Origin of the sequence: Oleiharenicola sp. Vm1, assembly GCF_047777955.1 — a bacterium.
GTDB lineage: Bacteria > Verrucomicrobiota > Verrucomicrobiia > Opitutales > Opitutaceae > Didemnitutus.
On sequence record NZ_CP180537.1, the window covers coordinates 2163658 to 2180672 of the forward strand.

10 protein-coding genes are annotated in these 17015 nt (G+C 66.0%); 3 read left to right on the forward strand and 7 right to left on the reverse strand.

What is annotated here, in order from left to right:
• Nucleotides 1–31 precede the first annotated feature (31 nt).
• A complete protein-coding gene (locus ACMYLB_RS10805) occupies nt 32–1537 on the forward strand; it encodes an O-antigen ligase family protein (protein ID WP_415910924.1) in 1506 nt (501 codons plus the stop codon).
• A gap of 46 nt (nt 1538–1583) precedes the next feature.
• Entirely contained in the window at nt 1584–4037 is a 2454-nt protein-coding gene (locus tag ACMYLB_RS10810) for a DUF4838 domain-containing protein (protein ID WP_415910925.1), read from the forward strand.
• Nucleotides 4038–4091: 54 nt separating this feature from the next.
• On the opposite strand, the gene ACMYLB_RS10815 is transcribed toward ACMYLB_RS10810, so the two are convergent.
• The 7 genes from ACMYLB_RS10815 to ACMYLB_RS10845 all read right to left on the reverse strand — a co-directional run bounded on the left by ACMYLB_RS10815 (nt 4092) and on the right by ACMYLB_RS10845 (nt 15996).
• Entirely contained in the window at nt 4092–5033 is a 942-nt protein-coding gene (locus ACMYLB_RS10815) for an NAD-dependent epimerase/dehydratase family protein (RefSeq protein WP_415910926.1), read from the reverse strand.
• A 431-nt stretch (nt 5034–5464) separates the two neighbouring features.
• On the reverse strand, nt 5465–6046 hold the full coding sequence (locus tag ACMYLB_RS10820) for a hypothetical protein (RefSeq protein ID WP_415910927.1): 582 nt from the start codon (nt 6044–6046) through the stop codon (nt 5465–5467).
• A 249-nt stretch (nt 6047–6295) separates the two neighbouring features.
• The gene (locus ACMYLB_RS10825; protein ID WP_415910928.1) at nt 6296–7720 is read right to left on the reverse strand and encodes an alpha-L-fucosidase; all 1425 of its coding nucleotides are present in this window, start codon (nt 7718–7720) and stop codon (nt 6296–6298) included.
• Between the two features lie 126 nt (nt 7721–7846).
• Nucleotides 7847–10792: an ABC transporter substrate-binding protein gene (locus ACMYLB_RS10830; protein ID WP_415910929.1), complete on the reverse strand. Its 2946-nt coding sequence runs from the start codon at nt 10790–10792 to the stop codon at nt 7847–7849.
• A gap of 188 nt (nt 10793–10980) precedes the next feature.
• Entirely contained in the window at nt 10981–11955 is a 975-nt protein-coding gene (locus ACMYLB_RS10835) for an SDR family NAD(P)-dependent oxidoreductase (RefSeq protein ID WP_415910930.1), read from the reverse strand.
• A 111-nt stretch (nt 11956–12066) separates the two neighbouring features.
• Nucleotides 12067–14427, reverse strand: coding sequence for a YbcC family protein (locus tag ACMYLB_RS10840; RefSeq protein WP_415910931.1), 2361 nt, complete (start codon nt 14425–14427; stop codon nt 12067–12069).
• Between the two features lie 30 nt (nt 14428–14457).
• The gene (locus ACMYLB_RS10845; RefSeq protein ID WP_415910932.1) at nt 14458–15996 is read right to left on the reverse strand and encodes an NADH-quinone oxidoreductase subunit L; all 1539 of its coding nucleotides are present in this window, start codon (nt 15994–15996) and stop codon (nt 14458–14460) included.
• A gap of 75 nt (nt 15997–16071) precedes the next feature.
• On the opposite strand from ACMYLB_RS10845, the gene ACMYLB_RS10850 reads away from it, so the two are divergent.
• A complete protein-coding gene (locus ACMYLB_RS10850; RefSeq protein WP_415910933.1) occupies nt 16072–16968 on the forward strand; it encodes a LysR family transcriptional regulator in 897 nt (298 codons plus the stop codon).
• Nucleotides 16969–17015 lie beyond the last annotated feature (47 nt).

Consider the following 17015-nt stretch of genomic DNA (forward strand, 5'->3'; position numbering starts at 1 on the left):
CGCAGTCTACCACGGCATTAGACTTCTCGCTGTGAATATCGCCGCGCACAAGCATCGACCACCGCTGCATCCGCTGGAGCGTGCTCTCGTGACGTCCTTGTGTGCGGAAGCGGTGTTTCTCCCGTGGGCATTCGGCACTATGCACGCGTGGAGCCAAATACTAAGCGCTGGATTAGCCGGGGTGGCTTTCTCCTTCGCAATCTGGCCTCGCAACTATCTTGGAAATTTGGCGGCGGGCGGCGAGTTTCGACTGGTTGCTTGGCCGCGCCTGCTCCGGTTCCCGTTATTTTGGTTGGGAGGCGCATTGCTTGTGCTGCTTGGTGTTCAAGCAGCAAATGTGGCGTGGGAGTTTCAAATGAGTTCGAAAGCCTGGTGGATGCACCGACTACCGCATGTCGAGTGGATTCCCGCTGGCGTGTGGGCGCCTTTCGAACGCTACAACGTCTGGCGCTCGTTTCTGGTTTATGGTGCGGCCTGGTTGTGCGTTTGTGCGCTTTGGATTGGCATTACGCGGCGGCGTTCGCTTCAGATTATTTTTGCGGTCTTGGTGGTAAACGCGGTCGTTTTGGCAGGCGTCGGTTTCATTCAGCGCATTCTGAATGAACCGCGAGTATTGTGGATTCGGACGTTCAAGGACGCTAGCTCGTTTGCCAGTTTCGTTTACCAGAATCACGGCGGAGCATACTTTGGATTGATTGCTGCGGTCTGCCTCGGGCTGGCTCTATGGCATTTTTTCGAAGGGCGGAAGCGCATGGCGCGATCTACCCCGGCGCCGGTGTGGTTGATTCTCACAGCGATATTGGTCTTTGCGGTTCTCACTTCGCTGTCACGCGGTGCGGTAATCACACTCGTGGTCTTCGGGATTGGGGCCCTCATGGCATGGGTTATCTTGCGCTCGGGCAATCCAGTGCCCACGACCACACCGCGAGTGGTGACAGTTGTCTTGAGCTTGGCGTTTTTGGCTACGCTGTTTTGCGTGCTGCGTTACGTGGACTTCGAGAATTTGAGCAAGCGCTTCCGCGAGATGGCGACGATGCGAGCTAACACTGATAGCGTTGCAAGTCGCGTCATGGCTCGCAAAGCGGCGTTGGATATGTATCGCGATTACTGGCTGCTCGGATCGGGGGCAGGGAGCTATCGTTACCTCTTCACCCCGATCTATGTTCGACGCTACCCCGAAATCTATCGGAACGGGCGCGATTTCTGGGAACATGCCCACATCGACTGGCTGGAAATTCCAACTGAATTGGGATTGATCGGAGTGCTGCTCATCGCATCAGCGTGGGGGTGGTGCTTGCGCCAATTTGCGCGAGGGCACGGATGGCTGCATCCGATCGCAACGATGGTTTTGCTTGGTTGTTGCCAGACGCTCATTCACGCGGTCATCGATTTTCCCTTTCAGAATCCTGCGGTGATGATTACGTGGTGGGTTGTGCTGATCGGCTCGTTACGCTGGCTAGAGCTCGAATCGGTCGATTCGGGTCGACAGGCAGTTTCGCGAAGGGGCGCTTGTCTGAAGGAGCGAGACCTGGGGTAGTGCGCGCTGGACAGCTCGCGCCGTCCTCCTAAACGTAGTCGCTAGCTTGCGCGCAACCTGGTCCCTTCCTCTCGCGGCGATTCTTGTCCTCGCCGCGCTCCTTGAGTGGCGGCGGGAGGAACGTCTCCAGCAGCACGATTTCCTCGTTTACGGGGAGCTTGGTCGCGGTGCGGCGATCATCATCCCGGCCGACGCAACTCCGGCTGAACGCGAGGGGGCAGAGCTTTTAGCCCGCACTCTCGCGGCGACGGCGCGAAGCTCCTCCGAACGATTTCCGATCATTCGTGAAACGCTATGGTGGCGTTCTCGAAGGGCGATATATCTGGGCGCGACAAAGCAATCGGCGGCGCAGCCAGCATTGTCGCGAAGGACGGCGATCGAACGCCCGCTGGCATTCTCGGTTAATCCGAACGAGGTAATCATTTGGGCGGCGGAGAGAGAAGACGCTGGAATGGCGGCCAGCTTGTTTCTTGAGCGAATGTTAGGTGCGCGGTGGTTTATGCCCGGTCAAGACGGCTTGGAAGTCGCGCCGCGGGCGACATTGAAGCTTGTGGCGACTTGGCACAGTGAGATTGGCCGTTACTACTCACGTGAGTTGGGTGGCGTCGCCAGCGCAGCCATCGGTCGCGAATGGGTGTTGGCCAATCGGCTGAGTGCTCTTTTCCCGCATGGGCACACCGCGTCCGAGCTTGTGCCGCCAGCTCTCATAAAGCGGCGGCCGCAGTTTGCTCCGCTGCTGAATGGAGCACGTTTTCTCCCCGAGCCGGACGCACCGATAAATTGGCAGCCCGATCTGTTGGCTGACGGCTTGGTCGCACACGTGGCCGGCGAGCTCGAGAGAAAATTTCGCGAGAACCCGTCGGTATGGGGAGCTGCATTCGGGCTGAACGATACTTACCGCTTCGACCAAGGGGAACGGACCTTGAAAGTAGTTTTGCCTGAACGTTTCTTTCGGACTCGACCGGATTACTCGGACCTTCTTTTTCAGTTTCTCAATCGGGTTGCGCAGCCCCTTGCAGTGCGGTTTCCAGGCCGCTTCGTTACGACCTATGCCTACGACTGGACCGAAAACACGCCGCGCTTCCGGGTGGCTGAGAACATCATGCCATTTCTTACGGCAGATCGCAGCATGTGGTTCGACGCTGGATTCGCGGCTAACGATCGCGCACTGATTGAGCGCTGGGGCAAATTGGGGCCAAAATTCTTCGGCTTGTACGATTATTACTATGGCGCACCATTTCTGGTGCCGCGACCGACCCTGTGGGCAGTAACAGAGGCGATTCCTTACGCTTATGAAAAGGGCGCGCGCGCTTTCTTCGCTGAAGCGACACCGAATTGGGGGCTCGATGGCCCGAAACCTTGGCTCGCGGCGCAGCTTTTATGGAACCCGCGAGACGATTCGGCCCGCTTGCTAGCCGAATATTATAGGCGTTTTTGGAAGGAAGCCGCGGTGCCTATGCGGGCGTTTTTCGAGCTGTGCGACCAGCAATGGCGCGAGCAGCCGAAACCGCCGGTGTGGGTGAAATATCTGAAGGACGACGATCAGCGAAGGCTGTTCCCACCAGAGGTGCGACGTGTTTTGCAGCGCTGTCTGGAGGAGGCTGCGGCAACGGCAAAAACGAACACGGTCAGAAAGCGCGTCACGTTTGTTGCGGAAGCTTTCGCGGTCACTGAGGCGTTTTGCAAACATGATGAGACACGCGAAGAACTGCAGCGTTTGCTGCTCGATCCGAAGACTTCGACGAGCGCACTCAGTCTCGCTGGTGAGCGCTACGCGAGCGCACGTGCGGATTTCGTCGGGAAATACCAACAGCTACGTCGAAGGAGTCCGCTCGCAATCCAGACGGCGTCGATCGACGATTATCTGCGACACGATCCACGGCGACGGCTGGTGAGTGAAGTCGCGCGACGAAAGGAGACATTTTCGCTCTCCCCGCCATGGCTGGCGACGCTGTTCGAAGGTCGGGCGCCCTCTACGGTGGCGCTTCAAGGCGCGGGGCGCGAGTTGCTCGCTGATCCGGAGCTACGCACTCTTTCGATCAAGCAAGTGCATCCGTTCACGCTGACAGACTGGGTCGAGCGCGGCCCGTGGGGAGGGAAGACCGAACCGACTGAACGGCGCAAAATCGAGCTATTGCGTGACTCCGACGGCACGCAACGTCTCCGCTATTCAGGATGCAATCAGGAGTCGCTATGGCAGTGGCGAACAGTGCAGCCCGGGCATCTTTATCGTGCGACGGCGCGAATCAAAGGGCGGGTTAATCCTGGAACTATGGTCTACTTGCTCGTGCCGTTCGTTGATCGAAAGGGACAGCACCTCGGTCCGGGCCACATTGATCGTCTGCCGGTCGGGAATTGGCCAGACGCGGTCGAGCTAGAAGTGCTGGTCCGCGCACCGGCTAATGCCACTCAAGCTGCATTTTCGCTGCGCACTCTTTATCAAGTGCCCGGAGATTGGACAGAGTGGGAGGCGCTCTCTTTGCGCGATTTGGGACCTTAGTTTCCAGCGAACTGCGGACCGCCGCGGGTTCTCCGGAAAGGCACAGACTCGCTCTCATTTCTCTCGGAAGAGCGCGCGTAGACCGCTTGCCAGATCGTGCTCGGTTTTGAAACCAAGCATCCGCTGCGCACGCGCTGGATTGCCGAGCGAGTGACGGATGTCGCCCGCTCGCCCCGCTCCGTAAACAGCTTGGACGCTGCTTTTCAGCTCTGCAGCCATGGTGGCCAACAGGAGATTTAGCGAGGTGCTACGGCCTGTGCACAGATTGAATGTCCCGGAGGAAGCGTTGGGTGTAGTTGCCGCCAGAACGTTGGCACGCGCCACGTCGGCAACGGCGATGAAGTCACGCGTCTGTTCGCCGTCGCCATGGATCATGGGCTGCTGCCGCCGCTGCAGCGCGTCCGCAAAGCGAGAGATCACGCCGGAATACGAGGACGACGGATCTTGGCGGGGGCCGTAAACGTTGAAGTAGCGAAACGAGATCGCTGCGGCGTCAGGGCGATTTCTGCTACATTCAGCTATGAGGCGTTCGGATGCCAGTTTGGCTTCGCCATAGGGGCTGAGCGGCACGCATTCGGCGTCTTCATCAAGTGGTAGATGGCGATTGTCTCCATAGACGGCGGCGCTCGATGCGAAGACGATTCGACGCACAGAACGCACTCGCGAGGCCGCATCGATGATGGTTCGAGTGGCGTCGAGATTCAGCCGTCGATTCAGTTCAGGCTGGGCGATGCTCTCCGGCACGCTGACGAGAGCTGCCAAGTGAATGATCGCGTCTATTTCGCAATCGCGAATCAATGCGAGTAGCCATTGAGGGGTGAGAATATCTCCTTCGAAGAACCGGAAATTCGGGTGAGCTGAAGCGATTTTCAGGTTCGCTTTTCGGCCGGTGCGAAAGTTGTCCACGCCAACCACTTGGTGGTGCTCGGTGATCAAGCGTTCCACCGTATGGCTGCCGATGAATCCAGCAGCTCCCGTAACAAGAACTCGTGACATTTGCGTAGAAAAAATGAGCGAGATAATTCGGCAAGCTAGAATGAAATCCGTCGCACGCGCATTGAACGCGACAACACCATAAAATCGTTCATTTGGCCCGATTTTCGTGGCAAGTGGGCATCGACCTCGCCCCGGCTTGACCGCCGTCGCTCGCGCGTCGCTCACGTTCCGTTTCCCGAATTCGCCGCGCGTTCAGCCCGGTGGGGCGCGTGCGAACGGATGGACGTTGGGCGCGACGGTAAGTTGGTTCGATCACGTGAAGTCGCGCCGCAAGCCGAGTCCGCCCCGACCAGTCTGCCGGTGATTGCAGGAAGAAAGCGATTCCCTGATCGCGGATGACGGTGAGGGCGGATCCACGGTCGGCACCGGTGCAATCCCGGGCTGCCTGAAGATGCCCGCGGCCGCCGGAGGGTGCCGGGCGCCCCCCGTGTTCAGGGGCTTGGGCGGGGAGCGGACGTGAGAGGCGACGCCTCGATCTGGCGGAGGAAATCCGCCCTCACCCTCCGGGCGCAGTCCGGGCAGAGGCCGTGCGAGAGGCTGGGCATCACCGGGCGGTGGAAAAGCTGCAGCTCCCGCATCGCGTCCTCGACCTCCCCCCAGCGGCCTTCGCCGAGTTTCACCTGCTTGCACCAGCTGCAGATGATGACGAATTCGGGGCCGCGGGCGACTGTTTCATCTAGCAGCGTGACGCGCACCGCGTGCGGGATCTCGTTCCATGTTCCGTTTTCCACTTCGACAAATTGGTGGGCGCCCTTGGAGCGCGGGCGGAAGCGCACCCAGGACAGTCGCTTGAACTCCGGTGTATCGCAGCGCAGCGAGAAGCTGAGCGAGTCGCCTGAACTGCGAACGCGCTCGATGATCATATGGTAGAGTTCGCGTAAGCTCGGATCGCTGATCGCCGCCAGGAAGTTTGTGCCCACGGAGCCCGCACAGGCACAGACTGCGGAGGGAGATTCGGCTTCGACGATGAGATGGGCCTCGTCCAGGAGGCAGCGCAGGTCGACTCGATCCATGTGAGTCTGATAATGCTTGTGGTGCGCTGTCGCAATGGGCGATTTGCCGGGGACCGTGGAGCCGCCTTCGCGATGCCTGCGAGGTCCGGTCCGCCGTCGCGACATTGGAGGCTGGTCCCTATCCCGGTGGAACTGCCAGCGGATCGTTGGCCGCGGAGCAAAATTGCGCGATTGGCCGGGGGCGGTGCCGCCACATCCAGATTCCACCGCTGTGATGGCTCACCGTGTGCACGGTGCTGGATGCAGGTCTCAGCGTTCGATGCGATCGCCCTCGAACTCGACGAGCAGCACCGTGCCCATCGCGTCGTTGAGGAAGCGCGGCAGATGCAGGAAGCGGGTGCCGTCCGGCGCCTGCTGCACGGGGAAGATCGTGTGCGGGTCCTCGAGCAGGCTGGCGGAGCGGATGGCGTTGCGGAACGCCGGCAGCGCGAAGTAGGCGTGGGGACCGTCGCGCTCGAGGTGGAAGAGCGTGAAGTAGAGCTTTCCCGGCTTCGTGGTGCAGCGCCATTCGGTGCGGGGCAGGAAGACGGGATGGCCGTCGCGCGTCCGGGCGCGGGCGGCGTAGTCGCCGAATTCCTCGCCGAAGGGAGAGCGCCCGGTCCCGTAGAGGGCCTCGCCGTTGACCCGCAGCCACCGGCCGACCGTGCGCAGGTTGTCCTGGCTGGCCTGCGGGATGACTCCGTCCTTCGTCGGACCGACGTTGAGCAGGTAGTTGCCGCCCTTGCTCGCGACGTCTATCAGCTTGAAGACGAGTTCGCCCGGTGACTTCCAATCGGTGTCGTCGGAGCGGAAGCCCCAGGTGTGGTTGAGGGTGGCGGGCGTCTCCCACGCCTCGTCGGAGCCGGCGGGCGGGATGACGTTGTCGCCGGTGCTGCGGTAGTCCCCGACCGCGCCGAGGCGACCGTCGATGAGGCAGTCGGGCTGCAGCGTGCGGACCAGGTCGGTCAGGCGCTTGGGCCGGTCGCCGCTCATCAGCTGCGGCGTGTCGAACCAGACCAGGCAGATCGGTCCGTAGTGGGTGAGCAGCTCGCGCACCTGGGGTTCCGCCTTCTCGCGGAGGTAGCGGTCGAAGGCGCCGCTGCGGTCCTTCTCGGCGTTGACGGGGAAATCCCAGTCGTTGCCCGCGCCGCCCGGCTCGTGCCAGTCCTGCGATTGCGAATAGTAGACGCCGAAGCGCAAGCCGCGCCGGGCGCAGGCGGCGGCGAGCTCCTGCACGACGTCCCGGCGGAAGGGCGTGGCATCGCAGACGTTGAACGGGCTCGCGGCGGAGCGAAACAGGGCAAAGCCGTCGTGGTGCTTCGCGGTGAGGACGACGTATTTCATCCCGGCGTCGGCGGCCAGCTGCGCCCAGGCGTCGGCGTCGAACTGGCTCGGGTTGAACTGGGCCGCCAGCTGCGAGTATTCGGCGACGGGGATCCGCAGGCGGTTCATGATCCACTCACCGATGTCGGGGGCGCGCTGGCCCTTCCAGTAGCCCGCCGGGATCGCATACAGGCCCCAGTGGATGAAGAGACCGAACTTGTCGTGTCGGAACCACTCGAGTCGCTTCTCCTTGGCCGCCGGACTCTCCGGGTCCGCCGGAGCGGCGGAGGTCGCCGCGCGGGTGGATACGCTCGAGGTGAAGCCGACCAAGGCCAGGCAGGCCGCGAGGAGGCAGCGGGACGGGGTTTTCATGGGGAACGGGAGACACTCCGCCACTTCGGGGCCGCGGACGCAAGCTGGCGGCTCCTTGCCCGCGGCTTCCTTGACGGCGCCGACGGAGGGCCGCGGACATCGCGGTCTCCGATCTGCGCGAGAGGCTCAGGCCTGCGCCTTGCCTTGGCTCCGGGCTTGGCTCATTGCCTCCAGCAGTTCGTCGCTAGAGAATGGTTTGCGGAGCCAGGCCGCCACCGGAAGCGTGGCGGGATCGAAGCCGCGGTCGTCCATGACGACGCCGGTCATCGCGACCACCGGCAACCGACGGGGCATCCGGCGCAGCTGGTCGATCAACGCCCGGCCATCCAGTCGCGGCATCATCAGGTCCGTGAGCACGGCCGCGAGATCGGCGTGGGCGGCGACGACCTGAAGGGCTTCCTCGCCGTCGGCCGCCTCCAGGACCTCGTAGCCGTGCGCGCGGAGGATGTGCACGGCGGCGGCGCGGACATCGGCCTCATCGTCCACCACGAGCACCTTCGCTCCGTCGGCGGTGGGGTGCCGCGGCGCGTCGGCGGTCGGCGCGGCGATCGCGGCGGTGGCTTTCGTCGAGGGAATGAACACCTCGAAACAGGTTCCGCCCGCGGGTGGGCAGTCCACCCGCATGAAGCCGCGGTGGCTGCGCACGATCGAGAGGGCGGTGGAAAGGCCCAGCCCGGTTCCCCGGCCGACGCCCTTGGTCGTGAAGAACGGCTCAAAGATGTGCTCGCGGACCGAGGGCGGGATCCCGCCGCCGGTATCCTGGATGGTGAGCACCACGTAACTGCCGGCGCCGCCGGTGCCGCCATTGGCGCGGACCGTGTCCGCCGTGAGCACGCGGTTCTCGGCGCCGATGCGCAGGCGGCCGCCATCGGGCATCGCGTCGCGCGCATTGACGCACAGGTTGATCAGAACCTGGTGGATTTGCGTCGGGTCGCCCTCAATCGCCCAGATGTCGGCCGGCACATCGAGCACCAGGGAGATGTTCTTCGGGAAGGTATCCCGCATGAAGGACTCAATTTCGAGCGCCAGCAGTCTCGGGCTGAGCGGGATTCGCTCGCCCTCCACGCCGCGGGCGTAGGTGAGGACCTGGCGCACCAGCGCGGCCCCGCGCTGCGCGCTCGTGCGCATCGTCGCGAGCAGGCTCAAGTCCCGGGCGGCGCTCAGCTGCTCTTGCAGGATCTCGACTCCCATCAGGATCGGAGCGAGGACGTTGTTCAGATCGTGGGCGATGCCGCCGGCCAGCCGGCCGATGCTTTCCATTCTCTGCGCGCGCAGCAGCTGCGACTGCACGGCCCGCGCCTCCGTGACGTCGGTGCAGATCATGAGGATGGACTCCGGGGCATTGTCGTCGTCGCGCACCAGCGACCACCGGGCGTTGACGGTGAGGCGCCTTCCGTCCCGTGCCTGGTGCGTGAGATCGCCCACCCACGCTCCCGAGGCGATGACCCGGGCGCGCAATTCGGGCTGCGCGGGATCGGCGACACCCACCGCCTCGAGCGGCCGCCCGACCGCCTCTTCGGCCTTCCAGCCGAAGATTCGCTCCGCGCCGGTGTTCCAGTAGCGCACGCGCCCCTCCAGATCGCAGACCAGGATCGCATCGCTCGTCTTGTTCAGCAGATCGGCCTGTTCCGCGATCTTGGCATTCAGGATCTCGGCGTCACGCTGGGCCGCCACCCGGGCCGACACGTCCTCGGTGATCGCGATCAGTTCCAACGGTTGCCCGTCCGCAGACGTGACGAGCGAGAAACTGCAGCGCAGCCACGCGACGCTGTCGTCGCTGCGTCGATAGCGGCTTTCGAGCACGCAGTTCTCGGCGGAGCTTGCGGCCAGGCGCGCCAGCACGCGCGCCACCTCCGCGCGGTCCTCCGCGTGGACCAGGTCCAGCCAGCCTCCGAGCGCGCTTTCCCCGGGCAACTTCAGGGAGTCGAGGAAGGCCGGGTTGGCTCGCGAGATCGTGCCGTCCGGCCGCATGGCGACGATGCCGTTGGCCGCCTGGACGAACACTCGGTTCAGGCGTTCCTCGCTGGCGCGGTATCTCTCCTCTGCGAGGCTGCGCTGGTGATTCTCCTCGCGCAGCTCCGCGGTCCGGGCGCGCACGGCTCGTCGCATTTGCGCGGTCCAGATTCCGGCTCCGATGGATGCGGCAAGGATCACGATCGCTGCGGCCCTCAGCCAGGCGAGCAACCGCGGATCCACGTGCGTATCGGGCTCAAACACGAATCCCTGGAGATCGAACTGGCGCGGCGCCAGACCGGTCTCCGCGAAAATCTGGGCGATGCGCTGCCAGCGTCCGGGATTGATGTGACCCAGCTCCACCACGTCGGGGAGGATGAAGTCGCGCATCGCCGCCGCCTCGGCGAGGAGCTGCTGCCGGGTGATCCCCCGCTCGCGCACGCCGGGCATCCGGAGAATCTGCTCGGCCACCTGCTCGGGATGGCTCAGGGCGTAGCTCCAGCCGCGCAAACTGGCCTCCACCACGGCTTGGACCAGGCGCGGGTTTTGGCGCGCTTGCTCTTCGGTCGTGAAGAGCACGTCGCCGTAGAAGTCCACGCCGTAGTCGATGCTCCGCAGATACGCACAGTCCACGCCCCGGGCAGCGAGGAGAAACGGCTCGACGGTGGCGTAGGCGGACAGGGCGTCGATGCGATCCTGCGCGAGGTCGTCGAGGTTCCAGGAGTGGGGCACGATCTCGACCCGGCTGGGGTCGATGCCCTCGTGGATCAGCATGGCGCGAAACTGGGCGGCACCCTGGTCGTCGGAGAGCATCACCCGCTTGCCGACCAGGTCGGCGGGGGTGCGGATCGAGCGATCCCGTCGGGTGAGCAGCACGTAAGGCGAGTGCTGAAACACGACGGCGCAGACCACCAGCGGTTGCCCGCGCATCCTCGCCTGGACGACGTCGGAGTCGGTGACGCCGAACTGTGCCGTGCCGGCCAGGACCGAGCCCAGCGGCGGCTTGCCTGGGCCGCCTTCGCGGATCTGCACGTCGACCCCGGCGTCGCGGTAGTAGCCTTGGGCCTGCGCGGCGTAGTAGCCGGCAAACTGGAATTGATGATACCACTTCAGCTGCAAGACCGCTTTGCCCAACGGAGCATCGGCTCCCGTCGCAAGGGTCGCGAAGACTAGGGCGCAGAGCGAGACCACCCTCCCGAGGAGATGCGCCCACGATGGGGGATTCGTGGTCGGGGAACTCATTGGCCAAAGATGATACCGTCCTTTTCCCCTAGCATCGGCGCGTTGCTTGCGGAACGCGACGCACTTTATGGACGGATTACCGGGCCGAGGCTGCGCGGCAAGGCCGGGGCGATGGACCGGTCGGGAGAGCGGGGAGCGGCGGCCGGGGACGTTTCGCCGCCGGCGCAACCGCGGCTAGGCGGTCGTCCGGGAGGCGGGAGGGAAATCGGTCGGCAGCCCCAGCGCCTCCCAGGTGGCGCGCTCCTGTTCGCGCTCCGCGGCGCACTTGCGGGCCTTGGCATGGGCGTAGCGGCCCAGCACGAGGCGCAGCGGCGGCTGCTCCAGGCCCGCGAGAGCGACGATTGCCTGCGCCGCGCGCGCGGGTCGCCCGGCTGACGGCCGTCGGTGGCGCGAATCAGGCGCGCGAAATTGCCCGCCGTGCCGTCGTAGTCGTCGATCCGGGCGGTGGCCGGCGCGACGTTGCGCCGGACAAAGTCGGTGCGGAAGGGGCCGGGCTCCACGATGGTGACGTGGATGCCGAGCGGGCGCAGCTCCTGGCGCAGGCTCTCGCTCGCGGCCTCCAGCGCGGCCTTGGCCGCGCCGTAGGCGCCGAAGCCGGGGTAGTTGGCAATCGCGGCGGCGGCGCTGACGTTGATGAGGTGGCCGCGACGACGCGCCCGCAGCGCGGGCAGGAGGGCGCGGATCAGCGCGAGGGGGCCGAAGAAATTCGTTTCGAAGACGCTGCGGATCTCCGACTCCGCGCACTCCTCCAAGGCTCCCACCAGGCCGCAGCCGGCGTTGTTGACCAGGACGTCCACCGCTCCGGCCTGGGCGAGCGCGGCACGCACGCTGGCGGGATCGGTGACGTCCAGGGCCGCGACTTGGCAGCGCTCCGATCGGGCGAGCGGTTCGAGTGCCGCGGGGTTGCGCGCGGTGGCGACGACCTCGTGGCCGGCCTGCAGCGCCGCCTCAGCCAATGCCCGGCCCAGGCCGGAGGAGCTACCCGTGATCAGCCAACGTTTCATGTTAGTCCTACGCGCGGCGGCGATGGGCGGATTCACCCTCGCGCCGCGGTCTCGCCTGATTGCCGCGCGCTCAGGCGAGGGGATTGCCGTGCGGTCGGCCTGTCCCTCGCGCGGCGTGCGACCGCACGGGGACCTCGCGGCGGATTTTCAGATTTTCTCCCAGCGGCCCTCGCGGTAGCGCAGGCAGGTGTCGCCCTGCAGGGAGAAGAGGTGCAGCCACTCGTGATCGAACAGCTGCCGCACCGCGGCGTGCTGGTGCAGCACGTCGGCGATCCGCTCCGGGGCGGCCTCGATGAAGACACTCAGGCGGCGGGGCTCATGGGTGAATTGCCGGCCATCGTGGATCGACTGCAGCGGCAGCCCCACCTTCAGGTCGCCGGCGTTGCCCTCGGTCGCACCCAGGCCTCCGAGCACATTGTGCAGGACCTTGTTGCCGGCACCGTAGCGGACAGGATCCACGCGGGAGGCGTAGTATTGCAGGTTGATCCAGCTCGCGACGACGACCGGGGCACAGAGGATCAAGGTGAGCACCTTGTCGCCCTGATCGGCGGTCGCATCGTAATCGTGGAGGAAGACGCGTCCCTCCAGATTGAGCCGAGCCGTGCGGTGGCGTGGCGCGGCCACGAAGGCGGCGTTGTTCGCGAGGCCCCATTCGGGGCGAACCTCGGAGATGTCCTCGGCGCGGCGGCGCACGGCGGCGGCGATCGCCGCGTCATCCGTGGCGCGGATGCCGAGCCGCGGCGCGCGTTCGCGGCGGGTGGCGGCTCCGGCCAGTGCGAGCGCCTGGCGCAGGACCGCGAGGTCTGCGTCGTGCGAGGCGGGGAGCTGCTCGAGGTCGAAGAGGACGATGTCGTCCGTCGTGGTGTTGTGCAGTCCCGCGACGAAGCAGGTGTCGGTCGGAATCGCGATGCCCTGTGCCGCCAGGCGGGCGCGGACCGCGGGATCGTTGAGCGTCGCGGCGGCGAGGCGGGCGTTCACGTCGCCGGCGTGGCCGCCGCAGGCCCCGCAGTCGAGGCCCGATGCGTAGGGGTTGTTGGCGCTCTGGCTTCCGTGTCCGCACAGAAGCACGAGGCGCGCAAAGTTTCGCGTGAGGCTCATGTTGCGGAGCGCGCCGGCGGCCAAGTCCGCCCGGGTCTCGACGGGGAGCTGCTCGAAGCGCGGAGCCGGCCGATCGCAGCGGGGACGCCGCGGTTTGCCCGCGAGCGCACCGCCAAAGGCCAGGCCCGCGGTTTCGACGAAGGTGAAGCAGGAGGCGGCGGAGTTCTGAAACGCTTTCCACGCCGCGGCTTCGGTCTGGTCCGCGGTGGCGCGGGCGGTCTCCTCCGCGGATCGGTTCTCCGCGGTGTTGACCGGAGGAACGAGCAGCACCGGGCAGCGGGCCGTCGGCGCGGCGGCCGCAGCCGGTCGGTGTGCGACCGGGAAGCCGAAGAATCCGGCGAATCCGATGGTCTGCACGCCGGGCAGCGTAGACTCGAGGTGGCGGCGCATGATTTCCGAGCGGACGTCGATGCAGAAGACGGCCTGGGTGAGCGGTCGCGCCGCCGGCGGCGGGAGGCTTTGGCCGGCGAGGGCGTGGGCCAGCTTGCGCTGGTAACCGGCCTCGTAGGCCCGCTGCCAGCGTTGGAGCGTCTCCAGATATTCCGTGCGCGCGGGAGCGGCCGATTGGTGGCGCCAGTCGGCGCGAAAAACCCCGTCGCGGGCGAAGGCCTCATACAGCGCGGCGTCGTAGGCGAGGCGGATGGCGAGCAGGTCCCGCAGCAGCGGATTGGACTGCCCGCGCAACGCATCCTCCCGGACCCGATACTGCGCGTGGCCCGCCCATCCGGGGATCGTCGCCAGCTGGCGGTGGAGAAAATCGGCGAGCGAATCGCATTGGGGATCCAGGCGCGCGAGGCAGCAGCGAATCGCGTCGGAGGCATCCCCGGGCAGCGCCGCGACGAAACTCCGGAAACCGACCAGCCCGAAGGCCTCGGGATTGCGGTCCTCGGCCGCGGCTTCGCGCCAGCCGGCGTAGAGGCCCTGGGTTTTCCACGGATAGGACCAGGTGGTCTGGTTCTCGTCGAACGCGACCGAGCACCACTTGGAAATCTCCTCGGCGACAAACGTGCTCCAATGCGCCCGCGGGTGGCGTTGATCGAGCAGGTCCGCCACGGTCAGGAGCATCCCGGCGGGGCGCGCGAGATGCGCCCGGTTCAGGGCCTGGCGCAGTTTCTCCGGCGTCCAGTCCTCATCGCCGGCGTCGGCGAGATCGGCGGGAGTGATCAGGCCGTCGGAATAGGCCTTCTGGTAGTCGGCGGGAGACAGAAGCGGCGCCGCGCCGGCAATCCGCTGCAGGTGAGCGCAGGCTTCCGCGAAGGGGCGATGGACCCAGCCGAGGAAGGGATTGACCGCGACGAAGTGACGAAGCGGCCAGAGCGGCGCAATCCGGGCGAGCGCGGAATCGATCGCGGGGGCCACGAGGTCGGGGCGGAAGCGGCAGGCGGCGGAGGAGGACAGGGCGGTGGACATGGAAGGGAAAGTTTGAGCGGAGCGGCGGCGTCAGGCGCGGATGGTTTCGGTCGGCCAGAGCCGTCCCAGCAGGCGGTTGAGATGCGTGCCGACGTAGAATCCGTTCAGCGCGTGAACGTAGAGCCGGCGGCCCAGCGGCGAGCGGTTGGCGCGCCAGAGCAGGGACTGGAAGACGAACAGGCCCGCAAAGATGCTGCCGACCGTGGCGGGGACCGCGGGTGACGACCACAGCGGCTCGGAGTGAGGGTAGAGCAGGGACGCCGCGCAGTGAAGGACGAGGCTGAGGAGCGCGATGACGAAGGCGGAGGCGCCGGCCCGCACCAGGGTGCGCGCCTGCGGAGCGGCCGACCACGCGCGCGCGATGCCGTAGGCCAGGGCGAGAGCGAGGATAAGACCGAACACGCCGAGGCTGCTGAATCCGGCCGGAACCAGGAGCCGGAACAGAACCGTGCCGAGCATCACCAGCACGGCGCCGGCGAGCACACCGAGCGTGATCGCCGGCGTGCGCAGCGGCACGGCGGTTCGCGGCACTGCCCCGATCGTGGAGCCCGCGGTGAGGAAGGCATGAGCCTTGTAGAGCGAATGGGCGACGATGTGCAGCAGCGCGAGCCCGTAGCCGCCGAGGCCGCATTGCAGGAACATGAAACCCATCTGCGCCACCGTCGAGTAGGCGAGGGCGCGCTTCACGCTGGGTTGCGCCAGCATCACGACCGCACCGAAGGCGGCCGTCACCGCGCCGACGATGGCCAGCAGGGCCGATGCCGACGGAACGGCCGTGAAGATCGGCGAGAGCCGGACGATGAGGAAGCCGCCGGCGTTGATGATGCCGGCGTGCATGAAGGCCGACACCGGGGTCGGGGTCTCCATCGTGTCAGGCAGCCAGCTATGGAAGGGGAACTGCGCCGATTTCAGCATCGCGCCCAGCGCGAGCAGAAACGCGACCGGCGCCAGGTCGTGATGCGTCCCGGCACTGATCGCGCGCAGGATGGTGTCGAGGTCGAAGGTGCCGTGTTGCCGGTGGAGGATGAGCGCCGCGGCCAGCAGGCAGAGGTCGCCCAGCCGGCTGAAGACGAATTTCTTGCGGGCGGAGAAGCGCGCTCCGGCTCGCTCCGGATAGAACAGCAGCAGGCGATGTAGGCACAGGCTGGTCGCGATCCATGCGGCCAGGAGCAGGAGAAGATGCCCGGCGAGGACCAAGGTCAGCACCGAGGCGAGCGTAAGACTCATCCAGGATACGAAGCGCGCCTGGGCCCGATCCCCGTCCAGGTAGCGGCGGGAGAAGCCGACGACCACCGCCCCGAGAAAGGAGACCAGCACACTCATCGTCCCCGAAATCGCGTCCAGCCGGATGGCCACCGCCGCCGCGTCCGGTCCCCAGGGAGACCAGCGTGCCGTCGCCGGCCCGGCGAGGACGCCGGCGACGGCGGCCACGCTCGCGAGCGCGAAGGCCGTCCACGCGGCGATGGCCGTGAGGCGCGCGGCGGCGGTGCCGGGGAGAAAGCGGGCGGCCAGACCGGCCGCCAGCGGAACCGCCGGCACGAGAAAGAGGAGATCCACGAAGACGCTCATGCGATTCATCCTAGCGGGCTCTTGCGTTTTAGGCGATTACATGGTTTTCAACAGAACGTTAGATTTAATTAAACCATGCCGGCATTCCTGAATTATCACCACCTGCGCTACTTTCGGGTGATCGCGCAGGAGCTCAGCGTCACCCGCGCGGCGGAGCGCCTGAATCTTTCGCCGCCCGCGCTCAGCATTCAGCTGCGCCAGCTGGAGGAAAGCCTGGGGCAGAGGCTCTTCGAGCGCGGACGGGGCGGGCTGCGCCTGACCGAGGCGGGACGCCTGGCGCTGGACTACGCGGAGGTGATCGGGCGCTCGGGCGAGGAGCTGATGGACGTGATGCGCAATCGCGCGCCCGGAGCCGCGCGACAGGTGCTCCGGGTCGGAGCGGTGTCGACCCTCTCGCGAAACTTCCAGCTCGAGTTCCTGCGCCCGGCACTGCACCGCGCCGAGGTCGAGGTCGTCATCCGCTCCGGGACGCAGCGGGACTTGCTGGTGTCGCTGCATGCGCACGAGATCGACCTGGTGCTTTCGAATTCGGCCGCCCGACGCGACGCGGAAACACCCTGGCACAGCCACCTGTTGGCGGAGCAGGCGGTGGGCCTGGTCGGCGTGCCGGCGTGGCGCCAGAAGCGGCTGCGCTTTCCGGCTGATTTCCGCGACGTGCCGGTGATCCTGCCGAGCCACGAGAGCAACACGCGTGGCGCCTTTGACCGGATCACCTCCGCCGCCGGGGTCAAACCGCGCATCATCGCGGAGGTCGATGACATGGCGATGCTGCGCTTGCTCGCCCGCGAGGGCGAAGGGCTTGCGCTGGTGCCGCCGGTGGTGGTGCGCGACGAGATCGACGAGGGGATCCTGGTCCAGACGCACCGCGTGCCGCAGATCCGGGAGTCCTTCTACGCGATCACGCCGAGCCGCCGGTTCCCCAATCCGCTCGTGGCCGACATGGTGGCGCGGATGGCGCGGACCATGTCCTGAATCGTTCTGCTTCGCCGCGGCGCCAGCGCCGCGAGCGCGCGAGGAGC

Excerpts from the sequence above, each read along its gene's own strand:
- ACMYLB_RS10815 (WP_415910926.1), bottom strand. The coding sequence starts at position 5,033 with ATGTCACGAGTTCTTGTTACGGGAGCTGCTGGATTCATCGGCAGCCAT.
- ACMYLB_RS10820 (WP_415910927.1), bottom strand. The coding sequence starts at position 6,046 with ATGGATCGAGTCGACCTGCGCTGCCTCCTGGACGAGGCCCATCTCATC.
- ACMYLB_RS10825 (WP_415910928.1), bottom strand. The coding sequence starts at position 7,720 with ATGAAAACCCCGTCCCGCTGCCTCCTCGCGGCCTGCCTGGCCTTGGTC.
- ACMYLB_RS10840 (WP_415910931.1), bottom strand. The coding sequence starts at position 14,427 with ATGTCCACCGCCCTGTCCTCCTCCGCCGCCTGCCGCTTCCGCCCCGAC.
- ACMYLB_RS10845 (WP_415910932.1), bottom strand. The coding sequence starts at position 15,996 with ATGAGCGTCTTCGTGGATCTCCTCTTTCTCGTGCCGGCGGTTCCGCTG.
- ACMYLB_RS10850 (WP_415910933.1), top strand. The coding sequence starts at position 16,072 with ATGCCGGCATTCCTGAATTATCACCACCTGCGCTACTTTCGGGTGATC.